16 protein-coding genes are annotated in these 18839 nt (G+C 64.5%); 14 read left to right on the top strand and 2 right to left on the bottom strand.

The annotated features are described in order from the left end of the window. Positions 1-3: 3 nt before the first annotated feature. Both ASC75_RS20980 and ASC75_RS20975 read right to left on the bottom strand, forming a co-directional pair. Positions 4-1167 (bottom strand): efflux RND transporter periplasmic adaptor subunit, encoded by a 1164-nt coding sequence (locus ASC75_RS20980; protein WP_055980278.1) that lies wholly within the window; start codon positions 1165-1167, stop codon positions 4-6. Between the two features lie 220 nt (positions 1168-1387). After that, a complete protein-coding gene (locus ASC75_RS20975; protein WP_055979830.1) occupies positions 1388-2215 on the bottom strand; it encodes a MurR/RpiR family transcriptional regulator in 828 nt (275 codons plus the stop codon). A 200-nt stretch (positions 2216-2415) separates the two neighbouring features. Between ASC75_RS20975 and ASC75_RS20970 the strand changes: the two genes are divergently transcribed. From ASC75_RS20970 to ASC75_RS20905, 14 genes are all read left to right on the top strand, one after another. Next, entirely contained in the window at positions 2416-3207 is a 792-nt protein-coding gene (locus ASC75_RS20970; RefSeq protein ID WP_244487904.1) for an N-formylglutamate amidohydrolase, read from the top strand. Positions 3208-3225: 18 nt separating this feature from the next. Next, entirely contained in the window at positions 3226-4785 is a 1560-nt protein-coding gene (locus ASC75_RS20965; protein ID WP_055979827.1) for an amino acid permease, read from the top strand. A 105-nt stretch (positions 4786-4890) separates the two neighbouring features. Beyond that, complete coding sequence (locus tag ASC75_RS20960; RefSeq protein ID WP_055979825.1) at positions 4891-6261, top strand: glutamine synthetase family protein; 1371 nt, start codon at positions 4891-4893, stop codon at positions 6259-6261. Between the two features lie 72 nt (positions 6262-6333). Further along, complete coding sequence (locus tag ASC75_RS20955) at positions 6334-7722, top strand: aldehyde dehydrogenase family protein (RefSeq protein ID WP_055979822.1); 1389 nt, start codon at positions 6334-6336, stop codon at positions 7720-7722. 64 nt (positions 7723-7786) lie between these two features. Further along, positions 7787-8959 carry an iron-containing alcohol dehydrogenase gene (locus ASC75_RS20950; protein WP_055979819.1) on the top strand — a complete coding sequence of 391 codons (1173 nt, stop codon included), beginning with the start codon at positions 7787-7789 and terminating at the stop codon, positions 8957-8959. A gap of 238 nt (positions 8960-9197) precedes the next feature. After that, on the top strand, positions 9198-10304 hold the full coding sequence (locus ASC75_RS20945; protein ID WP_055979816.1) for an ABC transporter substrate-binding protein: 1107 nt from the start codon (positions 9198-9200) through the stop codon (positions 10302-10304). A 64-nt stretch (positions 10305-10368) separates the two neighbouring features. Further along, on the top strand, positions 10369-11286 hold the full coding sequence (locus tag ASC75_RS20940; protein WP_055979813.1) for an ABC transporter permease subunit: 918 nt from the start codon (positions 10369-10371) through the stop codon (positions 11284-11286). After that, a complete protein-coding gene (locus ASC75_RS20935) occupies positions 11283-12074 on the top strand; it encodes an ABC transporter permease (protein WP_055979809.1) in 792 nt (263 codons plus the stop codon). The genes ASC75_RS20940 and ASC75_RS20935 overlap by 4 nt, the downstream gene beginning before the upstream one ends. 19 nt (positions 12075-12093) lie before the next feature. Next, positions 12094-13158: an ABC transporter ATP-binding protein gene (locus tag ASC75_RS20930; RefSeq protein ID WP_055979807.1), complete on the top strand. Its 1065-nt coding sequence runs from the start codon at positions 12094-12096 to the stop codon at positions 13156-13158. Positions 13159-13412: 254 nt separating this feature from the next. After that, complete coding sequence (locus ASC75_RS20925) at positions 13413-14324, top strand: LysR substrate-binding domain-containing protein (protein WP_055979803.1); 912 nt, start codon at positions 13413-13415, stop codon at positions 14322-14324. 137 nt (positions 14325-14461) lie between these two features. Then, entirely contained in the window at positions 14462-15616 is a 1155-nt protein-coding gene (locus tag ASC75_RS20920; protein WP_055979801.1) for an ABC transporter substrate-binding protein, read from the top strand. A 191-nt stretch (positions 15617-15807) separates the two neighbouring features. Next, complete coding sequence (locus ASC75_RS20915) at positions 15808-16806, top strand: ABC transporter ATP-binding protein (protein ID WP_055979798.1); 999 nt, start codon at positions 15808-15810, stop codon at positions 16804-16806. Continuing rightward, a complete protein-coding gene (locus ASC75_RS20910; RefSeq protein WP_055979794.1) occupies positions 16803-17774 on the top strand; it encodes an ABC transporter permease in 972 nt (323 codons plus the stop codon). Before ASC75_RS20915 ends, ASC75_RS20910 begins: the two co-directional genes overlap by 4 nt. Positions 17775-17935: 161 nt before the next feature. Further along, on the top strand, positions 17936-18751 hold the full coding sequence (locus ASC75_RS20905) for an ABC transporter permease (protein ID WP_055979791.1): 816 nt from the start codon (positions 17936-17938) through the stop codon (positions 18749-18751). The last annotated feature ends 88 nt before the right edge of the window (positions 18752-18839 follow it).

Raw genomic sequence — 18839 nt, 5'->3', positions numbered from 1 at the left:
CGCTCAGGAGCCGCTGCGCGTGGCAGCTTCGCTGCCGGCGATGAGAAGTTCGGCGCCCTCGCGGACGGTATGGATGCCTTCGGTGACGACCTGGTCGCCCGGCACCAGTGCTGCCTCGACCAGCACGCTGTCGGTGTTGCGCTGGATGATGCGCACGGGCACGCGCTTGGCCTTGCCGCTGGCCAGCGCCCAGACGAAGGCGCCGTCGCCGCCCCACTGGATCGCCAGAGGATCGACGGAGGGGAAGGTGTCGCCGGGAAACTGCATCACCACCTGGAACGACATGCCGGCCCGCAACTGGTCGCCGTCATTGTCGAGGCGGGCCTGGATGCGCAGCGTCCGGCTCTGCTCTTCGAGCCTGTTGTCGATGGCGCTGACGACGCCGTTGAATATCTGGCCGGGGCGCGCGACCGAATTGGCGGTCAGCGGCGCGCCGACCGCGATCAACCCGGTGAAGCGCTCGGGCACCCAGAAGTCGACGATGATGCGCGAGCGGTCGTCGATGGTGGCGATCGTCGTCTGGCTGGTGACGTAGTTGCCGGCCTCGACCGGCAGGATGCCGACGATGCCGGCGATGGGAGCACTGATGGTGCGGCGGTCGAGCGCAAGGGCCGCGTCGCGCACGGCGAGGCGGGCGTTCTCGACGGCGAGTTCCGCTTCCTTGAGCTGGACTGTGGTCGCGGTGTTGGTGGCGCGCAGGGCCTTGATGCGTTCCAGCGAGGCCTCGGCGTCGCCTTGCGCGATGCGGGCGCGCTCGAGCGCGATCTCTTCGGAATCGGCATCGAGCCTGGCCACCACCGCGCCGGCCTCGACCTTTTCGCCGGCTGCGACGGCGATCTCGGTCAGGCGTCCGGAGGCGTAGGGGTTGATCACCACCGAGTTCAGCGCGCGGCCGGTGCCGATCGCAGACAGCCTGTCGTTGATGGTGCCCGTGGTGACCGGCTGGGTGACGACGGGCGTCTGTGCCTGTCCGCCGCGGCCGCCGCCGCCCTGGCGGCCAGCACCGTTGCCGCCGTTTGGCTGTGCAGTGTTTTCCGTCGCGGCCCGGGCCCAGTCGATGCCCCAGCTCGCCAGCACGTCGCGCGAACCCGGCACGAACAGCACCCAGCCGGCGGCGGCTGCGAGCACAATGACGGTTGCCAAGACAATCTGCTTCCAGGCGGCCATGCGTACTCCGGTCTGCTGCGTTTCGTTCCGCTTCGGGAACACGTGGCGTTTCGTTCGTTGCGATGGCGCAGCCTTCGCCGCGCGGCGCACACAAATCGCTCTTCGGCGTCAGGCCTGCTCAGCCGCGTAGTATAGCCTAGTTCGATAGCGGAGACTTATGGCAATTCTCCACCTGTCGCACATTAAATCTGCGTAATCTTTGCAAGAATGGCGCTCGGCCTCAGCGCAGATCCTCGATCGCGCGGATGCGCTTGGCGCCCTCGGTTTCGAGCTTTCGCGTCAGTGCGCCGATCAGCGTCTCGGCGGCGACGAACAGGGCCGCGGACGAGTCCCACGCCGAAGGCACGGCGGTGCGGCCAGCAACGACATGGCGGGCAAAACGCGCGATCGGCGACAGCCACTGGTCGGTGAACAGGATGATCGTCGTGCCCCTGTCGTGCGCCTTCTCGGCCAGCCGGATCAGGCTGTCCTGGTAGCGGCGGATGTCGAAGATCAGCAGCGTGTCGCGCTTGCCCATGTCGATCAGGCGGTCGCGCCACAGGATTTCCTGGCCGACGAGGTGGCTGACGTTCGGCCGGATCAGGTTGAGATGGGCGGCCATGTAGCGTGCCAGGGGATCGGTGAAGCGGCCGCCGACCAGGTAGACATGCGCCTTCGGATTGGCGAGCTGGGCGACGATGTCGGTCAGTTGCCGATCCGAAATATGCCGAAAGGTCTCGCGGATGTTTTCGAGCACGGCTTCGAGGATCGGCGCGGTCGAGGCGGGCAGGGGCGACTGCGCCGCTGTCGTGCGCGAGGCCGGGGACTGCAACTGCGCAGCCAGTTCGTCCTGCAGGGCGGACTGGAACTCAGGATAGTTCTGGAAGCCGAGCCGGGCGACGAAGCGCAGGATCGTCGGCGACGAGACACCGGCCTGCTGGGAAAACTCCGCCACCGTCTTGAGCCCGATCAGCGGGTAGGAGGCGATCAGGGTCTGCGCCGCGCGGCGCTCGCCGGCAGGCATGGTGTCGATCTTTTCGGTGATCAGTTCGGCAATGCTCGAAACCATTCGTCTCCCCGTCTCGGTCCTGCACCGGTCAGCTCTGTTCTGGCACAGCGCTTGGGCCGGTGCATGCCTTAAAATGGCATTTGACAAACTCTCATGATGTGTATGAAATCATCCATACGGGCGCAATGAACAAAAATACGTAACATACGATACGTCCCGGGGATGAACGAATGGGAACTGCCAAGGCCGCCGCGCGCGCCATGTCGAATGCCGTCCGGGTGACAAACCGGGACGGGCGCAGTCCTTACGTCATTCTCTGCGACCACGCCTCCAACCATCTTCCCGCGAGCGTCGGCACGCTCGGGCTCGACGCAGCGGAAATGCTGCGCCACATCGCCTGGGACCCGGGCGCGCTGCCGGTGTCGCAGCGCGTGGCCGAGGGCCTCGACGCGACGCTGGTCGAGTCCTGCGTCTCGCGCCTCGCCATCGACTGCAACCGCCCGCTCGGCGCGCCCGACCTGATTCCCGAGATCAGCGAGACCACCATCATCCCCGGCAATGCCGGGCTTTCGGCCACTCAGCGGCAGGCGCGAATCGCGTTATCATGGCAGCCGTTCCACGATGCGATCGACGACATCGTTTCGGAGCGGCGCCGCGAAGGGCGGGAGACGAGACTGGTGTCTGTCCATTCCTTCACTCCGGTCTACAAGGGCGTTTCGCGCCCCTGGCACATTGGCATCATCCATGACGAGGACAGCCGTCTCGCCGCGCCGCTGGTGACAGCGTTGCAGCAACTCGATGGCGTCACCGTCGGCGTCAACGAGCCTTACTCGCCAGCCGACCGCGTCTACTTCACCCTGGAACACCACGGCAGGTCGCGCGGCCTGCCGTGCGCGATGATCGAAATCCGCAACGACGAAATTTCGGCTCCGGCCGGGCAGCGGAGATGGGCGGATCTGCTCACGGGCATCTTTGCCGAACTCAAACCCGAAGCGGGCGAAGCGGCCGCGTTCGGGCTGGGCAACGGTCGCGCAGCACAGACAAAGGCATAACAACAAGGGGACATTCACATGACATCGCCTGGTTATTCCGATCACGACAAGAGCGAGGACGTCAAAGTCCTGCACAGCATGGGCTACGCCCAGGAACTCGAACGGCGAATGAGCCAGTTCTCCAATTTCGCCGTTTCCTTCTCCATCATCTGCATCCTGTCCGGCGGCATCAATTCGCTGGCGCAGGCGACGTCCGGCGCCGGCGGCGCGGCGATCGGCATCGGCTGGCTGATCGGCTGCTTCGTGTCGCTGGTGTTCGCAGTGGCCATGGCGCAGATCAGCTCGGCCTATCCGACGGCCGGCGGCCTCTATCACTGGGGTTCGATCCTCGGCAACCGCTTCACCGGCTGGCTGACCGCATGGTTCAACCTGCTCGGCCTCGTCACCGTGCTCGGCGCCATCAATGTCGGCACCTACTACTTCTTCATGGGCGCCTTCGGCACGACCTATCTCGGGCTCGAGGACACCACCACCACGCGCATCATCTTCCTGGCCATCATCACCGGCCTGCAGGCGCTGGTGAACCACATGGGCATCGGCTTGACCGCCAAGCTCACCGACTTCTCCGGCTACCTGATCTTCGCAACGGCTATCGCTCTGGCACTGGTCTGCCTGGCTGCGGCCGACAGCTACGAGATCGGCCGCCTCTTCACCTTCGCCAACTATTCGGGCGAGGCGGGCGGCAATGTCTGGCCTGCAAACTCGTCGATGTGGGTGTTCATGCTCGGCCTGCTGCTGCCGATCTACACCATCACCGGCTACGACGCCTCGGCGCACACCTCGGAGGAGACGCTGAAGGCCGCACATTCGGTCCCGCGCGCCATGGTCGGCTCGGTGCTGTGGTCGGCCTTGTTCGGCTACATCATGCTGTGCTCGTTCGTGCTGATGCTGCCGAACATGGACGAAGCCGCCAAGCAAGGCTGGAACGTGTTCTTCTGGGGCATGGAACAGCAGGTCAATCCAGTGGTGAAGGACATCCTGTACCTCGCCATCTTCGTCGCGCAGTGGCTGTGCGGCCTGGCGACGGTGACGTCGACCTCGCGCATGATCTTCGCCTTCTCGCGTGACGGCGGCCTGCCGGGCTCGAAGGCTCTGGCCAAGGTCAGCCCGACCTACCGCACTCCCGTCGCGGCGATCTGGACCGGCTCGATCCTGGCCGTCCTGTTCGTCTGGGGTTCGTCGCTGGTCTCCATCGGCGACACGCCGGTCTACACCATCGTCGTCGCCTGCACCGTCATCTTCCTGTTCTTCTCCTTCACCATTCCGATCGCGCTTGGCCTGATGGCCTGGGGCACTTCGAAGTGGGACAAGATGGGTCCGTGGGATCTTGGCGAAGGCGTCTTCAAGCTGTTCGCCGTGCTGTCGATCATCGCCATGGTGCTGATCTTCGTGCTCGGCATCCAGCCGCCGAACGACTGGGCGCTCTACATCACCGTCGGCTTCCTGGTCGTCACCGGCATCGTCTGGTTCGCGTTCGAACGTGGCCGCTTCCAGGGCCCGCCGATCGGCGACGAGGTGGGCAAGCGTGCCGCCGAGATCGCTGCTGCCGAGCGCGCCGTGGGCGAAACCGGACACTGACAGTCCCCGACATGGCCGTGGCCGGCCAAGCGCCGGCCACGTCTCGTTTGAACCCTAGAACGATCGTCCAAAACCTGAAGCGGCATTGCCCGGAGCGGAACAAAAATGGCTGGAAATCTCTCATTCGATCAGTTGAAGAAGGCTGTCGCCGCAGGCGAGATCGACACGGTCCTCGCCTGCGCCGTCGACATGCAGGGCCGTCTGGTCGGCAAGCGCTTCCTGGCCAGGTATTTTGTCGAATCCGCCTATGACGAGACGCATGGCTGCAACTATCTGCTTGCCAACGACATCGATATGGAGCCGGTGCCCGGCTACAAGGCGGCAAGCTGGTCGAAAGGCTATGGCGACTTCGTCATGAAGCCGGACCTGAACACGATCCGGAACGTGCCGTGGCTGGAAAAGACGGCGCTGCTGCTCTGCGACCTGCAGGACCATCACACCCATGAGGACCTGCCGCATTCGCCGCGCGGTATCCTGCGCAAGCAGGTCAAGCGGCTGCAGGATCGCGGCTATCTCGCCTATTTCGCATCCGAGCTCGAATTCTACCTGTTCTCCGAAACCTACGATTCCGCCCGCGCAAAACACTGGCAGAACCTCGACACCGCCTCGCCCTATATCGGCGACTACCTGATCGGCATTACCACCAAGGAAGAAGGCGTCATGCGCCGGCTTCGCAACGAGATGGAAGCCGCCGGCATTCCGATCGAGAACTCCAAGGGCGAGTGGGGCCCGGGCCAGGAAGAGATCAACGTCCGCTACGCCGAAGTGCTCGAGATGGCCGACCGGCATGTCATCCTGAAGAACGGCGCCAAGGAGATCGCGGCCTCGGAAGGCAAGTCGATCTCGTTCATGTCGAAGTACAATTACGGCTTGGCCGGCAACTCCAGCCACATCCACAACTCGCTGTGGAGCGCCGACGGCAAGACGCCGCTGTTCTATGACAAGGGCAGCGAATGGACGCTGTCGAAGCTTGGCCAGCAATGGGCCGCCGGACAACTCAAATACGCCAAGGAGTTCACCTGGTTCCTGGCGCCCTACATCAATTCCTACAAGCGCTTCCAGGCCGGCACGTTCGCGCCGACCAAGATCATGTGGAGCGAGGACAACCGCACCGCCGGCTTCCGCCTGTGCGGCGAGGGCACCAAGGGCATCCGCATGGAGTGCCGCATCGGCGGCGCCGATCTCAACCCGTATCTCGCCTTCGCCGCCCTGATCGCCGCCGGCCTCGCCGGCATCGACGAAAAGCTCGAGCTGCAGAAGCCCTTCGTCGGCGACGCCTATCAGGCCGCCAGCCTGCCCGAAATTCCCAAGACCCTGCGCGATGCCACCGAGACCCTGGCGTCGTCCAAGATGCTGATCGAGGCGCTCGGGGAGGACGTCGTCGAGCACTACGTCCACACCGCGCGCTGGGAGCAGTTCGAATACGATCGCCGCATCACCGACTGGGAATTGCATCGCGGTTTCGAGCGATACTAAAGTCGTCACCACCCGCCAGGACCCTCTGGCCGATGGCCGGAGGGATTTGAAATATTGGAAGGACCCAGAAAAATGACCGAAACGGTCAAGCTCAAATCCCCCATCGACGGTTCGATCTATGTCGAGCGCCCGTTTGCCGAGGACAAGGCGGTTGGCGCCGCCGTCGAGCGCGCCCGCGCAGCCCAGGTTGCCTGGGCCCAGACGTCGATCGCCGAGCGCGGCAAATACATGCTTGCCATGCTCGAAAACCTCGTGGCGATGAGCGACGACATCGTGCCCGAGATCGCCTGGCAGATGGGCCGCCCGGTGCGCTACGGCGGCGAGTTCGGCGGCGTCAAGGAACGCACCAACTACATGGTCGAGATCGCCGAGCGCGCGCTCGCGCCGGTGCCTGCGTCCAACCCCAAGGATGGCTTCCGCCGTTACGTCCGCAAGGATCCGCTCGGCGTCGTCATGGTGATCGCGCCATGGAACTATCCGTACCTCACCGCCGTCAACACCATCGTGCCGGCGCTGATGGCCGGCTCCACCGTCATCCTCAAGCATGCCGCGCAGACGCTGCTCGTCGGCGAGCGTTTCCAGCAGGCCTTCGACAAGGCCGGCCTGCCCAAGGGCGTGTTCCAGAACCTGGTGCTGAACCACGCCCAGACTGAGAAGCTGCTCGGCTCGGGCAAGATCGACCACGTCAACTTCACCGGCTCGGTCGCCGGCGGCCGAGCCATCGAGAAGGCGGCTGCGGGCACCTTCATGACGCTCGGCCTCGAGCTCGGCGGCAAGGACCCGGCCTATGTGCTGGCCGACGCCAAGCTCGACCATGCGGTCGCCAATCTCGTCGAGGGCGCGTTCTTCAATTCGGGCCAGTGCTGCTGCGGCATCGAGCGCGTTTATGTCCACGAGAAGGTCTACGACCAGTTCGTCGAGGGCTTCATCGCCGAGACCAGGAGCTACGTGCTCGGCAATCCGCTGGAGCAGGCGACCACCATGGGGCCGATGGCCCAGGCGCGGTTCGCCGACTTCATCCGCGAGCAGAAGGCCGAAGCCCTGCGCAAGGGCGCTGTGGCGCACATGAACACCCGCGACGCCCAGGACAAGGAAGGCTCGCCCTATCTGCCGGCCGAAGTGCTGACCAATGTCGACCACCAGATGTCGGTGATGCGCGAGGAAAGCTTCGGCCCCATCGTCGGCATCATGAAGGTGCGCAACGACGAGGAGGCGATCGCGCTGATGAACGACAGCCCCTACGGCCTCACCGCCTCGATCTGGACCGCCGACACCGAGCACGCCATCTCGATCGGCGACCGCGTCGAGACCGGCACGGTGTTCATGAACCGCTGCGACTATCTCGACCCGGCGCTGGTCTGGACCGGCGTCAAGGACACCGGCAAGGGCGCAGCCCTGTCGCAGATCGGCTACGACAACCTGACCCGGCCGAAGTCGTATCACCTGCGCGAGAAGATCTGACCATTTCCATCCGTCCCCGCCAGATGTGTGCGGGGACGCTCCCAACTTTTTTCGGAAAGCAAAAATGTCCAAACTCGTTTCCAAGTGGAACTACCCGACCACCGTTCGTTTCGGCGCCGGCCGCATCGCTGAGCTGCCCGACGTGCTTGCCGCCACCGGCATCAAGAAGCCGCTGTTCGTCACCGACCCAGGCCTCGCCAAACTGCCGGTCGTTGCCAGCACACTGAAGATCCTCGACGACGCCAAGATCCCTTACGGCGTCTTCTCCGAGGTCAAGCCGAACCCGGTCGAATCGAACCTCACCGCCGGCATCGCCGTGTTCAAGAAGGGCAAGCATGACGGCGTCATCGCCTTTGGCGGCGGCTCGGCGCTCGATCTCGGCAAGCTGATCGCCTTCCAGGCCGGGCAGACGCTGCCGGTCTGGGATTTCGAGGATGTCGGCGACTGGTGGACCCGCGCCAACTCCGACGCCATTGCGCCGATCATCGCCGTGCCCACCACTGCCGGCACCGGTTCCGAGGTCGGCCGCGCCGGTGTCATCACCAATGAAGAGACCCACACCAAGAAGGTCATCTTCCATCCCAAGCTGCTGCCGGCGATCGTCATCGCCGATCCGGAGCTGTCGGTCGGCATGCCGTCCTTCATCACAGCCGGCACCGGCATGGACGCACTTGCCCACTGCCTCGAAGCCTATTGCGCGCCGGGCTACCACCCGATGGCCGATGGCATCGCCGTTGAGGGCGTCCGCCTGGTGTTCGAGAACCTGCCCAAGGCGTTTGCCAACGGCAAGGACCTGACCGCCCGCGCCCACATGATGAGCGCTGCCGCGATGGGTGCCGCCGCCTTCCAGAAGGGCCTCGGCGCGATCCACTCGCTGTCGCACCCGATCGGTGCGCTCTACGACACGCACCACGGCATGACCAACGCCGTCTTCATGCCTTACGTGCTCGCCTTCAACCGCGACGCCATCGAGGAGAAGATTGCCCGTCTGTCGGCCTATTGCGGCATCAAGGGCGGCTTCGACGGTTTCGCCAAGGCGGTGATCAAGCTGCGCAAGGAACTCAAGGTGCCGCATGCGCTGCCGGGCCTGATCAAGGGCCTCGACATGGACAAGAAGCGCAAGACGCTGATCGCCGACATGGCCGTTGTCGACCCGACCGCCGGCGGCAATCCGGTCAAGCTCACCAAGAAGGCAGCACTCGGCTTGCTTGAAAACGCCATCGAAGGGACGGTTTGAGACTAGTGCAGGAAGGTATTCCTGCTTTCTATAGTCGGCAAAATAGAGGGAGGGGCTTGGGGAGGGATGCGAAATTTAATTAGCCGGTAAACAACGGCGACGATTGCGACAACCGATTAAAAGTAGTTAACTTTTTGCACTGCGGGCGCGGGCTTCACGTAACCTTCATGCGACTGTCACATGCAGCCATTACCGCATCGCAGGCGTCTCATGGCGTCAGTTCAACGGAGAGAACAACATGTTCAAGTTTGCAGGGAAGGTGCTTTCCCTAAGCGCGGCGTCGCTGATGGTGACGACGGCTATCGTCTCGGCCCAGGATATGGCCGCGCTCGAGGCTGCCGCGAAGGCGGAGGGCCAGCTGACCACCATCGCGCTGCCGCATGACTGGTGCGGCTACGGCGCCGTGATCGAGGGCTTCAAGAAGAAGTACCCCGAGATCACCGTCAACGAACTCAACCCCGACGCGGGTTCGAGCGACGAGATCGAGGCCATCAAGGCCAACAAGGACAACAAGGGCCCGCAGGCGCCCGACGTCATCGACGTCGGCCTCTCCTACGGCCCGCAGGCCAAGGCCGACGGCCTGATCCAGCCCTACAAGGTCGCGACCTGGGATTCGATCCCCGATACCGCCAAGGACGCCGACGGCTTCTGGTATGGCGATTATTACGGCGTGCTGTCCTTCGAAGTGAACAAGGACCTGGTGCCGAATGCGCCGACCGACTGGGCCGACCTGCTCAAGGACGAGTACAAGAACTCGGTTGCCCTCGCCGGTGATCCGCGTGCGTCCAACCAGGCGATCCAGGGCGTCTACGCTGCCGGTCTCGGCACCGGCGGCACCGACGCCGCTTCGGCTGCCGAGAAGGGCCTCGCCTTCTTCAAGGAGCTGAACGCCAAGGGCAACTTCGTGCCGGTCATCGGCAAGTCGGCCACCCTTGCACAGGGCCAGACCCCGATCCTGATCACCTGGGACTACAACGCCCTTGCGGGTCGCGATACCCTCAACGGCAACCCGCCGGTCGAGGTCGTGGTGCCGAAGTCCGGCGTCGTCGCCGGCGTCTACGTCCAGGCGATCAGCGCCTACGCGCCGCATCCGAACGCTGCCAAGCTGTGGATGGAGTACCTCTACTCCGATGAAGGTCAGCTCGGCTGGCTGAAGGGCTACTGCCACCCGATCCGCTTCAACGATCTCGCCAAGAACGGCAAGATCCCGCAGGAAATGCTCGACAAGCTGCCGCCGGCTGCTGCCTACGAACAGGCCGTGTTCCCGACGCTTGACGACCAGGCCAAGGCCAAGGAAGCGATCACCAAGCAGTGGGATGCCGTGGTCGGCGCCAACGTTCAGTAATTGAGCAATTGCCATCGCGGGCGGCTTAGCGGCCGCCCGCATTTTCTCTCCAGACGGCGGCCCGATGACCCAAGCCAGCATATCCACCACGGCTGATGCCGCGCGCTCCGCGCCGCCGGAGGCGAAGAGCGGTTTCCGACTGCCGACCCATTGGCTCGGCGTGGCACCGTTCTTCATCTTCGCCCTGATGTTCCTGATCCTGCCGACGCTCTATCTCGTCGTCGGCGCCTTCCAGAACGACCAGGGCCAGTACACACTCGACAACATCCGCCAACTCTTCGCCGACCAGTCGATCCGCGATTCCTACTGGGTCTCGATCAAGATCAGCTTCTGGTCGGCCACCATCGGGGCGCTTGTCGGCCTCGCCATGGCGATTGCCATCGTCCGCGGCGGCCTGCCTGCCTGGGTGCGCTCGTCAACGATGACGTTCTCGGGCGTCGCTTCCAATTTCGCCGGCGTGCCGCTGGCCTTCGCGTTCCTCGCGACGCTCGGCCGCCTCGGCCTCGTCACCGTCATCCTGCGCGACGTGTTCGGCATCAACATCTACGCGATGGGCTTCAACGTGCTCACCTCGTGGGGCCTGATCATCGTCTACCTGTTCTTCCAGATCCCGCTGATGATCGTTATCATCACGCCGGCGATCGACGGGCTGAAGCGGGAGTGGGGCGAGGCTGCCGCGACGCTCGGCGCCACCACCTGGCAGTATTGGCGCATGGTCGTCATCCCGGTGCTGTGGCCGAGCTTCCTCGGCACGGTGATCCTGCTGTTCGCCAATTCCTTCGGCGCCATCGCCACGGCCTATGCCTTCACCGGCTCGTCGCTCAACATCGTGCCGATCAAGCTCTACGCGCAGATCCGCGGCGACGTGCTGCACAATCCGCATCTCGGCTACGCACTGGCCTTCGGCATGATCGTCGTCACCGGCCTCGCCAATATCTTCTACATCTGGTTCCGCACCCGCTCGGAGAGGTGGCTCAAATGAAGACCGGTCGCTTCTGGGCCTGGCTCGTCTTCGGGCTTGGCACCGCCTACTTCTTCATCCCGCTGATCGCGACCTTCGAGTTCTCGCTGCGCATGCGGCGCGGTGAATATTCCTTCGACGCCTATCGCGTGGTGCTCGGCGACAGCCGCTTCCAGGAAACCTTCGCCTATTCGGTGACGGTGGCGGTGTTCACCATCCTGCTCGGCGTCCTGCTCGTGGTGCCGACCGCCTACTGGATCCGGCTGCGCATGCCGCATCTCAGGCCGGTGGTCGAATTCATCACGCTCTTGCCGCTGGTCATCCCGGCGATCGTCATCGTCTTCGGCTACATCAGGATGTACGGCTCGAACTCGCCGCTGCCGTTCCTCGGCTCGGCGCGCGGCACCGATGCACTTCTGGTCATCGGCTACGCCACGCTGGCGCTGCCCTACATGTACCGCGCCGTTGACACCGGCCTGCGCACCATCGACGTGCGCACGCTGACCGAGGCGGCGCAGATCCTCGGCGCTGGCTGGACCACGATCATCGCCCGTGTCATCCTGCCCAACGTGCTGATCGCCGTGCTGTCGGGCGCGTTCCTGACATTCGCCATCGTCATCGGCGAATTCACGCTGGCCAGCCTGCTCAACCGTCCGGCCTTCGGTCCCTACCTGCAGAACATCGGCGCCAACCGCGCCTACGAGCCGGCGGCGCTTGCGGTCATCGCCTTCGCCATCACCTGGGGCTGCATGTCGGTGATCCAGATCCTCGCCCGTTTCGCGCCGAAGTCGGCAAATCGCCCGAACTGAACAAGAAGAGCAAACGCCAATGGCCGATCCCTTCCTTTCCATCCAGAACGTCAAGAAGTCGTTCGGCAACGTCGCCGTGGTCAAGGACTTCAACCTTGACGTCGGCGCCGGCGAGTTCGTCTCGTTCCTCGGGCCGTCGGGCTGCGGCAAGACCACAATGCTGCGCATCGTCGCCGGCTTCGAGGAACCCAGCGCCGGCAAGGTTATGATCGGCGGCAAGGACGTCACCGGCCTCAAGCCCAACCAGCGCAACATCGGCATGGTGTTCCAGGCCTATGCGCTGTTCCCCAACCTGACGGTGGCGCAGAACATCGGCTTCGGCCTCAAGGTCGCCGGCATGCCCAAGGCCGAGGCCCAGGCGCGCATCGCCGAGATGCTCAATATCATCAAGCTGCCCGATTTCGGCGACCGCTATCCCTACCAGCTGTCGGGCGGCCAGCAGCAGCGCATCGCACTTGCCCGCGCGCTTGCGCCCAAGCCCAAGCTGCTTTTGCTCGACGAGCCGCTGTCGGCGCTCGACGCCAAGGTGCGCATCTCGCTGCGCGAGGAAATCCGCTCGATCCAGAAGAAGCTCGGCATCACCACCATCTTCGTCACCCACGACCAGGAAGAGGCGCTGTCGATGTCCGACCGCATCGTCGTGATGAACGAGGGCCGCGCTGACCAGACCGGCACGCCGTTCGAGATCTACAACCGCCCCTCGACCAAGTTCGTCGCCAATTTCGTCGGCACGCTCAACGTGCTCGAAGGCACGGTCAGCGATGCGACGACCGGCACGGTCAAGATCAATGCCGAGGAGATCGGCCTCAAGGGCAAGCTCAACGGTTCCAAGTCGGGCGACACGCTGTCGCTTGCGCTGCGTCCCGAGGCGATCTCGCTCGGCCGCCGGCCCGGCAACGATGCCAACCTCACGGGCCAGATCGCCGACGTGCATTTCCTCGGCTCGGTCATCCGCGTCCGCGTCGGTGTCGGTCAGAACTTCGTCTCGCTCGACACCTTCAACAATTCCTCGACCCCGCCGCCGGCTGTCGGCGAAAAGACCGAAATCAGTTTTTCCTCCGGCGACGTGCTGGTGCTGCACTAGGCGGCGCCGGGCGGCTGCGGCCGGATCACGGTCCATCGAACTGGGCTTGGCTACGAGGCGGGACTTTCCCGCCTCGTATGCGTTTTTGGGGCGTGTTTTTGCGGCCGACCTTTGCCGGTGCGACGGATCGGGAGGTTGAACATCTGCCTGCCGTCAACGAGAGAGAATCCCAACGTCACGACGATGGATCTGTCTTCTCTCGCAAGGGAACGCCACCCCTTCCCAAACACCCTGCCGCCCTGTCTACTCCGGCCATGGCCTTCACGCTTCGCCAGCTCCAGTTCTTCGTCGCCGTCGCCGAGCAGGGCACGATCTCGCGCGCGGCGCAGAACCTGTCGATCTCGCAGTCGTCGGTCACCGAGGCGATCAAGGAACTGGAGGGCGATCTCGGCGTCGAGCTGTTCGAGCGCCATCCGCGCGGGCTCAACATCACCCACAAGGGCCACCAGTTCCTGCGCCACGCCACCAAGATCCTGGCCGACGTCTCCGACGCGCGGCGCACCTTCTTCGGCGGGCAGGCAACCGCCACCGGGCAGCTCAAGCTCGGCGTCACCTCGCTGGTGGCTGGCTATGTCCTGTCCGACCTGCTGGCGCGCTACCGCCGCGCCCATCCTGCGGTCGAGATCTCGGCGATCGAGGACAATGGTGACTACCTCGAGCACCTTCTTGTCGGCGGCAAGCTCGACCTCGCCGTCATGGTCACCTCCAATTTGCGCGACCGCATGGCGCTGCAGTCGGAAATCCTGGAGGTCTCCGCCTATCGCCTGTGGCTGCCGCTCGGCCATCCGCTGGCGTCTGCCGAGATCATCGGCGTCGGCGACATCGCGTCCGAGCCGCTGATCATGCTCTCGGTCGATGAAATCGAGGAGAACACCGGCAAGCTGCTTTCGGCCATCGGCGCCAAGCCGCATGTGGCCTTCCGCACGCGCTCGGTCGAAGCGGTGCGTTCGCTGGTGGCGACCGGGGCAGGGGTGGCACTGCTGCCCGACCTCGTCTACCGGCCGTGGTCGCTCGAAGGCGACCGGATCGAATCCCGCGACGTCTCCGGCTCGCTGCCGGTGGTGCAGGTCGGCATGGTGTGGCGGCGCGGCTCGTCGCTGCCGGCGGCGGCGCGCGATTTCATCGGCATCGCCCAGGCGCAACGGACAGTCCGCCAAAGGCTTTGACGTGCCCGTTAGATATCGGAAAAACCGATATCACCCATCTTTCGAATGAAATTGCGAAACCTGCGCTTTCGCCGCACCTTTCGTTCCAGGGCAACACCGCCGATGGGAGAGCGGTTCCTGCACATGGGAGGATCGAGATGAAGGCATTTCTGAAGTCCTGCACGGCAATCGCCTTGGCCTGCAGCTTTTCCGGCCAGGCTGTTGCGCAGGTCAAGGAAATCGGCGCTGGCGAGGGCCAGGTCAACATCATCGCCTGGCCGGGCTACATCGAGCGCGGCGAGACCGACAAGAATTACGACTGGGTCAGCGATTTCGAGAAGGCGTCGGGCTGCAAGGTCAACGTCAAGACAGCCGCGACCTCAGATGAAATGGTGGCGCTGATGAACGAGGGCGGTTTCGACCTCGTCACCGCCTCGGGCGACGCCTCGCTCCGCCTCGTTGCCGGCAAGCGCGTCCAGCCGATCAACACCGACCTGGTCAAGAGCTGGTCGACCGTCGACGATCGCCTCAAGGATGCGCCGTGGTTCACCGTCGACGGCCAGCACTATGGCGTGCCCTACCAGTGGGGCCCGAACGTGTTGATGTACAACACCAATGTCTTCAAGGAAGCGCCCAAGAGCTGGAGCGTCGTGTTCGAGGCGATGGACCTGCCCGACGGCAAGCCCAACAAGGGCCGCGTCCAGGCCTATGACGGCCCGATCCACATCGCGGATGCCGCCAACTACCTGATGGCGCATAAGCCCGACCTCGGCATCAAGGATCCCTACGAGCTCAACGAGGACCAGTACAAGGCCGCGCTCGATCTGCTGCGCGTTCAGCGCACGCTGGCCGGCCGCTACTGGCACGATGCCATGATCCAGGTCGACGACTTCAAGAATGAAGGCGTCGTCGCTTCCGGCTCGTGGCCGTTCCAGGTCAACCTGCTCAAGTCGGAAAAGCAGCCGATCGCCTCGACCATTCCGGAAGAGGGTGCCACGGGCTGGGCCGACACGACGATGATGCATGTCGAGGCGGCCAACCCGAACTGCGCCTACATGTGGCTCGAGCACTCGCTGAACCCCAAGCTGCAGGGCGATCTCGCCTCCTGGTTCGGTTCGAATCCGGCAGTGCCCGCCGCCTGCAAGGGCAACGCGCTACTCACCGACAAAGGTTGCAAGACCAACGGCTTCGAGGACTTCGCCAAGATCAAGTTCTGGAAGACGCCGGTGTCGAAATGCGCCAGCCAGAACGACCAGTGCGTGCCCTACTATCGCTGGGTGTCGGACTATATCGGCGTGATCGGCGGCCGCTGAGGTTCTTACCCTCCCCCTTGTGGGGAGGGTCGACTCGCAGCGTCGGGGTGGGGGTGCTGACGCGCGTCCACCAACCCCACCCGCGCCTTCGGCGCGACCTCCCCACAAGGGGGAGGTGGGCCGCGACCGCGGCCGTGCCAGCCTGCCTGAATTGCAGGCAAGTTACTCGATTTTCCAAGGTCGAAAGCACAATGACCCCAGCAGTCGCCTTTCAGAAGACCTCCCGCCACTTCGGCACGGTACGCGCGGTCGATGCCGTCGACCTCGAGATCAAGCCCGGCGAGTTCTTCGCCATGCTGGGGCCGTCGGGTTCGGGCAAGACCACATGCCTCAGGCTGATCGCCGGCTTCGAACAGCCGACCTCGGGCAGCATCTCGATCTTCGGCGAACGTGCCGAAGGCGTGCCGCCCTACCGGCGCAACGTCAACACGGTGTTCCAGGACTACGCGCTGTTTCCGCATCTCAACGTGCTCGACAATGTTGCCTACGGCCTGATGGTCAAGGGCGTCGGCAAGGACGAGCGCCACCGCGCCGCCGAGGATGCGCTCAGGCTGGTGCAACTGCCGGGTTATGGCGGGCGCAAGCCGGGCCAACTGTCGGGCGGTCAGCGGCAGCGCGTGGCGCTGGCCCGTGCGCTGGTCAACAAGCCCAAGGTGCTGCTGCTCGACGAGCCGCTCGGCGCGCTCGACCTCAAGCTGCGCGAGAGCATGCAGGAAGAGCTCAAGCAATTGCAGAAGGCGCTCGGAATCACCTTCGTCTTCGTCACCCACGACCAGGGCGAGGCGCTGTCGATGGCCGACCGTGTCGCCGTCTTCAACGACGGCCGCATCATGCAGGTCGGTGCGCCGGAGGAGATCTACCAGCGGCCGGCCTCGCGCTTCGTCGCCGATTTCGTCGGTTCGTCCAACGTGTTGCCGCCCGATTTCGTCCAGCGCCATGCCGGCCAGCGCCGCTGGGGCAGCCTCAGGCCGGAGCAGATCCGCGTCGGCCGAGACAAGAGCGGCGACGGCGTCGCCGCCCGCGTGCTGTCCCGCCATTATCTCGGCGCCGCCACCAAGCTGGCGCTCGATGTCGAGGGATTGAGGCTGCACGCCACGGTGCCCTCGGGCACGGCGGTGCCCGAGGATGGCGAGCACGTCGTGCTCAGTTTCAACCGCGACCAGCTCCACCTGATGGAGGAGCAGGCATGAGCGTCCAGGCCGTCACCGGGACGTCCGACGTGACTGCTGCTATCCTGCCGAGGCGCGGCGGTTTCGCCGGCTCGCTGTCGGACCTGTTGTGGCGCCGGCCGGGCCTGCTGCTGTTCGTCATGCTGGCGCCGCCGCTGCTCTGGCTCGGCGTCGTCTATATCGGCTCGCTGATCGCGCTTTTGGCACAGAGCTTCTTTTCGATCGACGAATTCTCCGGGCTGATCAGCCGCGAGCTGACGCTCAAGACCTATGGCGACCTGTTGCAGCCGGCCAATCTCGACATCATCATCCGCACGGTGACGATGGCCGCGATGGTTACGCTGGCCTCGGCGGTCGTCGCGTTTCCCATCGCCTACTATGCGGCGCGCTATGCCCGCGGCAAATGGAAGGCGCTGTTCTATCTCGGCGTCATGCTGCCCTTGTGGTCGAGCTACCTGGTGAAGGTCTATGCCTGGAAGCTGATCCTCGCCAAGGAAGGCATCCTGACCTGGCTGTTCGCCAAGCTGCATCTGTCGTGGCTGCTCGACAGCTGGCTGTCGCTCCCCGTCGTCGGCGGCAACTCGCTGTCGGTGTCGTTCACTGGCACCTTCATCGTCTTCGTCTATGTCTGGTTGCCGTTCATGATCCTGCCGATCCAGGCCGCGCTCGAACGCGTGCCCGGCAATCTGGTCGAGGCGTCGTCCGACCTTGGCGCGTCGCCGGGACAGACGTTCCGCAACGTGCTGTTCCCGCTGGCGCTGCCCGGCATCGTCGCCGGCTCGATCTTCACCTTCTCGCTGACGCTTGGCGACTACATCATCCCGCAGATCATCGGCACGTCGCGGCTGTTCATCGGCCAGGCCGTCTATGCCCAGCAGGGCACCGCCGGCAACATCCCGCTCGCCGCCGCCTTCACCGTGGTGCCCATCGTCATCATGGGCTTTTATCTCTGGGGCGCCAAACGCATGGGGGCCTTCGATGCGCTGTGATGTAGTAGGTCGGCGCTGCCCCTCGACCTTACCCTCTCCCCGAAATGACGGGGAGAGGGGGGCTTGGATGTCGCAGCAGCGCATCCTCTCCCCGTTGTTACGGGGAGAGGATGCCGGCAGGCAGGTGAGGCGCGGCGCAAGCCCGGCAGCAGGAGACGCTCATGCGCTCTGACCGTTCGCAATCGGCCCCGCGCGGCCTGAAGATAGCCGCTGCCACAGGACTTGCCTTTCTGCACCTGCCGATCCTGCTGATCTTCGTCTATGCCTTCACCACCGAGGAGAAGAGCTACCAGTGGCCGCCGCCCGGGCTGACGACGCAATGGTTCGCGGCCACCTGGGCGCGACCCGATGTCTGGCAGGCGCTCGGGCTGTCGGTGCAGGTGGCGGCAATCTCCACGGCGATCGCGCTCGTGCTCGGCACGCTGTGCGCCGCCGCCGTCAGCCAGACGCGCTTTTTCGGCCGCGAGGCGATCTCGCTGCTGGTCATCCTGCCCATCGCGCTGCCCGGCATCATCACCGGCATCGCCTTGCGCTCGGCCTTCAGCCTGGCGGAAATCCCGTTCTCGTTCTGGACGATCGTGCTGGGACACGCGACCTTCTGCGTTGTCGTCGTCTACAACAACGCGGTGGCGCGGTTCCGCCGCACCTCGGGCTCGCTGATCGAGGCGTCGATGGACCTCGGCGCCGACGGCTTCCAGACCTTCAGGCACGTGATCCTGCCCAATATCGGCACGGCACTTCTGGCTGGTGGCATGCTCGCCTTTGCGCTGTCGTTCGACGAGGTCATCGTCACCACCTTCACCGCGGGGCAGCAGCAGACGCTGCCGATCTGGATGCTGGAGGAACTGGTGCGGCCGCGCCAGCGCCCGGTCACAAACGTGGTCGCCATGGTCGTGGTTCTCGCGACCCTGCTGCCCATCCTCGCCGCCTACTACCTGACCCGCGAAGGCGACCAGATCGCCGGGGCGGGGAAATGAAAACAGCGAATAGGGAGTAGCGAGTAGCGAATAGGGGCCGATCGATCTGTTTCTACTTGCTATTCGCTACTCCCTATTCGCTCTCTTG

The organism is Aminobacter sp. DSM 101952 (genome assembly GCF_001424795.1).
Classification (GTDB): domain Bacteria; phylum Pseudomonadota; class Alphaproteobacteria; order Rhizobiales; family Rhizobiaceae; genus Aminobacter; species Aminobacter aganoensis.
Note: the sequence above shows the minus strand (reverse complement) of the source record. Positions and strands in the feature narration are given on the sequence as shown.

Coding starts and splice junctions, on each gene's coding strand:
- ASC75_RS20980 (WP_055980278.1), bottom strand. CDS start 1,167: ATGGCCGCCTGGAAGCAGATTGTCTTGGCAACCGTCATTGTGCTCGCA.
- ASC75_RS20975 (WP_055979830.1), bottom strand. CDS start 2,215: ATGGTTTCGAGCATTGCCGAACTGATCACCGAAAAGATCGACACCATG.
- ASC75_RS20970 (WP_244487904.1), top strand. CDS start 2,416: ATGTCGAATGCCGTCCGGGTGACAAACCGGGACGGGCGCAGTCCTTAC.
- ASC75_RS20965 (WP_055979827.1), top strand. CDS start 3,226: ATGACATCGCCTGGTTATTCCGATCACGACAAGAGCGAGGACGTCAAA.
- ASC75_RS20960 (WP_055979825.1), top strand. CDS start 4,891: ATGGCTGGAAATCTCTCATTCGATCAGTTGAAGAAGGCTGTCGCCGCA.
- ASC75_RS20955 (WP_055979822.1), top strand. CDS start 6,334: ATGACCGAAACGGTCAAGCTCAAATCCCCCATCGACGGTTCGATCTAT.
- ASC75_RS20950 (WP_055979819.1), top strand. CDS start 7,787: ATGTCCAAACTCGTTTCCAAGTGGAACTACCCGACCACCGTTCGTTTC.
- ASC75_RS20945 (WP_055979816.1), top strand. CDS start 9,198: ATGTTCAAGTTTGCAGGGAAGGTGCTTTCCCTAAGCGCGGCGTCGCTG.
- ASC75_RS20940 (WP_055979813.1), top strand. CDS start 10,369: ATGACCCAAGCCAGCATATCCACCACGGCTGATGCCGCGCGCTCCGCG.
- ASC75_RS20935 (WP_055979809.1), top strand. CDS start 11,283: ATGAAGACCGGTCGCTTCTGGGCCTGGCTCGTCTTCGGGCTTGGCACC.
- ASC75_RS20930 (WP_055979807.1), top strand. CDS start 12,094: ATGGCCGATCCCTTCCTTTCCATCCAGAACGTCAAGAAGTCGTTCGGC.
- ASC75_RS20925 (WP_055979803.1), top strand. CDS start 13,413: ATGGCCTTCACGCTTCGCCAGCTCCAGTTCTTCGTCGCCGTCGCCGAG.
- ASC75_RS20920 (WP_055979801.1), top strand. CDS start 14,462: ATGAAGGCATTTCTGAAGTCCTGCACGGCAATCGCCTTGGCCTGCAGC.
- ASC75_RS20915 (WP_055979798.1), top strand. CDS start 15,808: ATGACCCCAGCAGTCGCCTTTCAGAAGACCTCCCGCCACTTCGGCACG.
- ASC75_RS20910 (WP_055979794.1), top strand. CDS start 16,803: ATGAGCGTCCAGGCCGTCACCGGGACGTCCGACGTGACTGCTGCTATC.
- ASC75_RS20905 (WP_055979791.1), top strand. CDS start 17,936: ATGCGCTCTGACCGTTCGCAATCGGCCCCGCGCGGCCTGAAGATAGCC.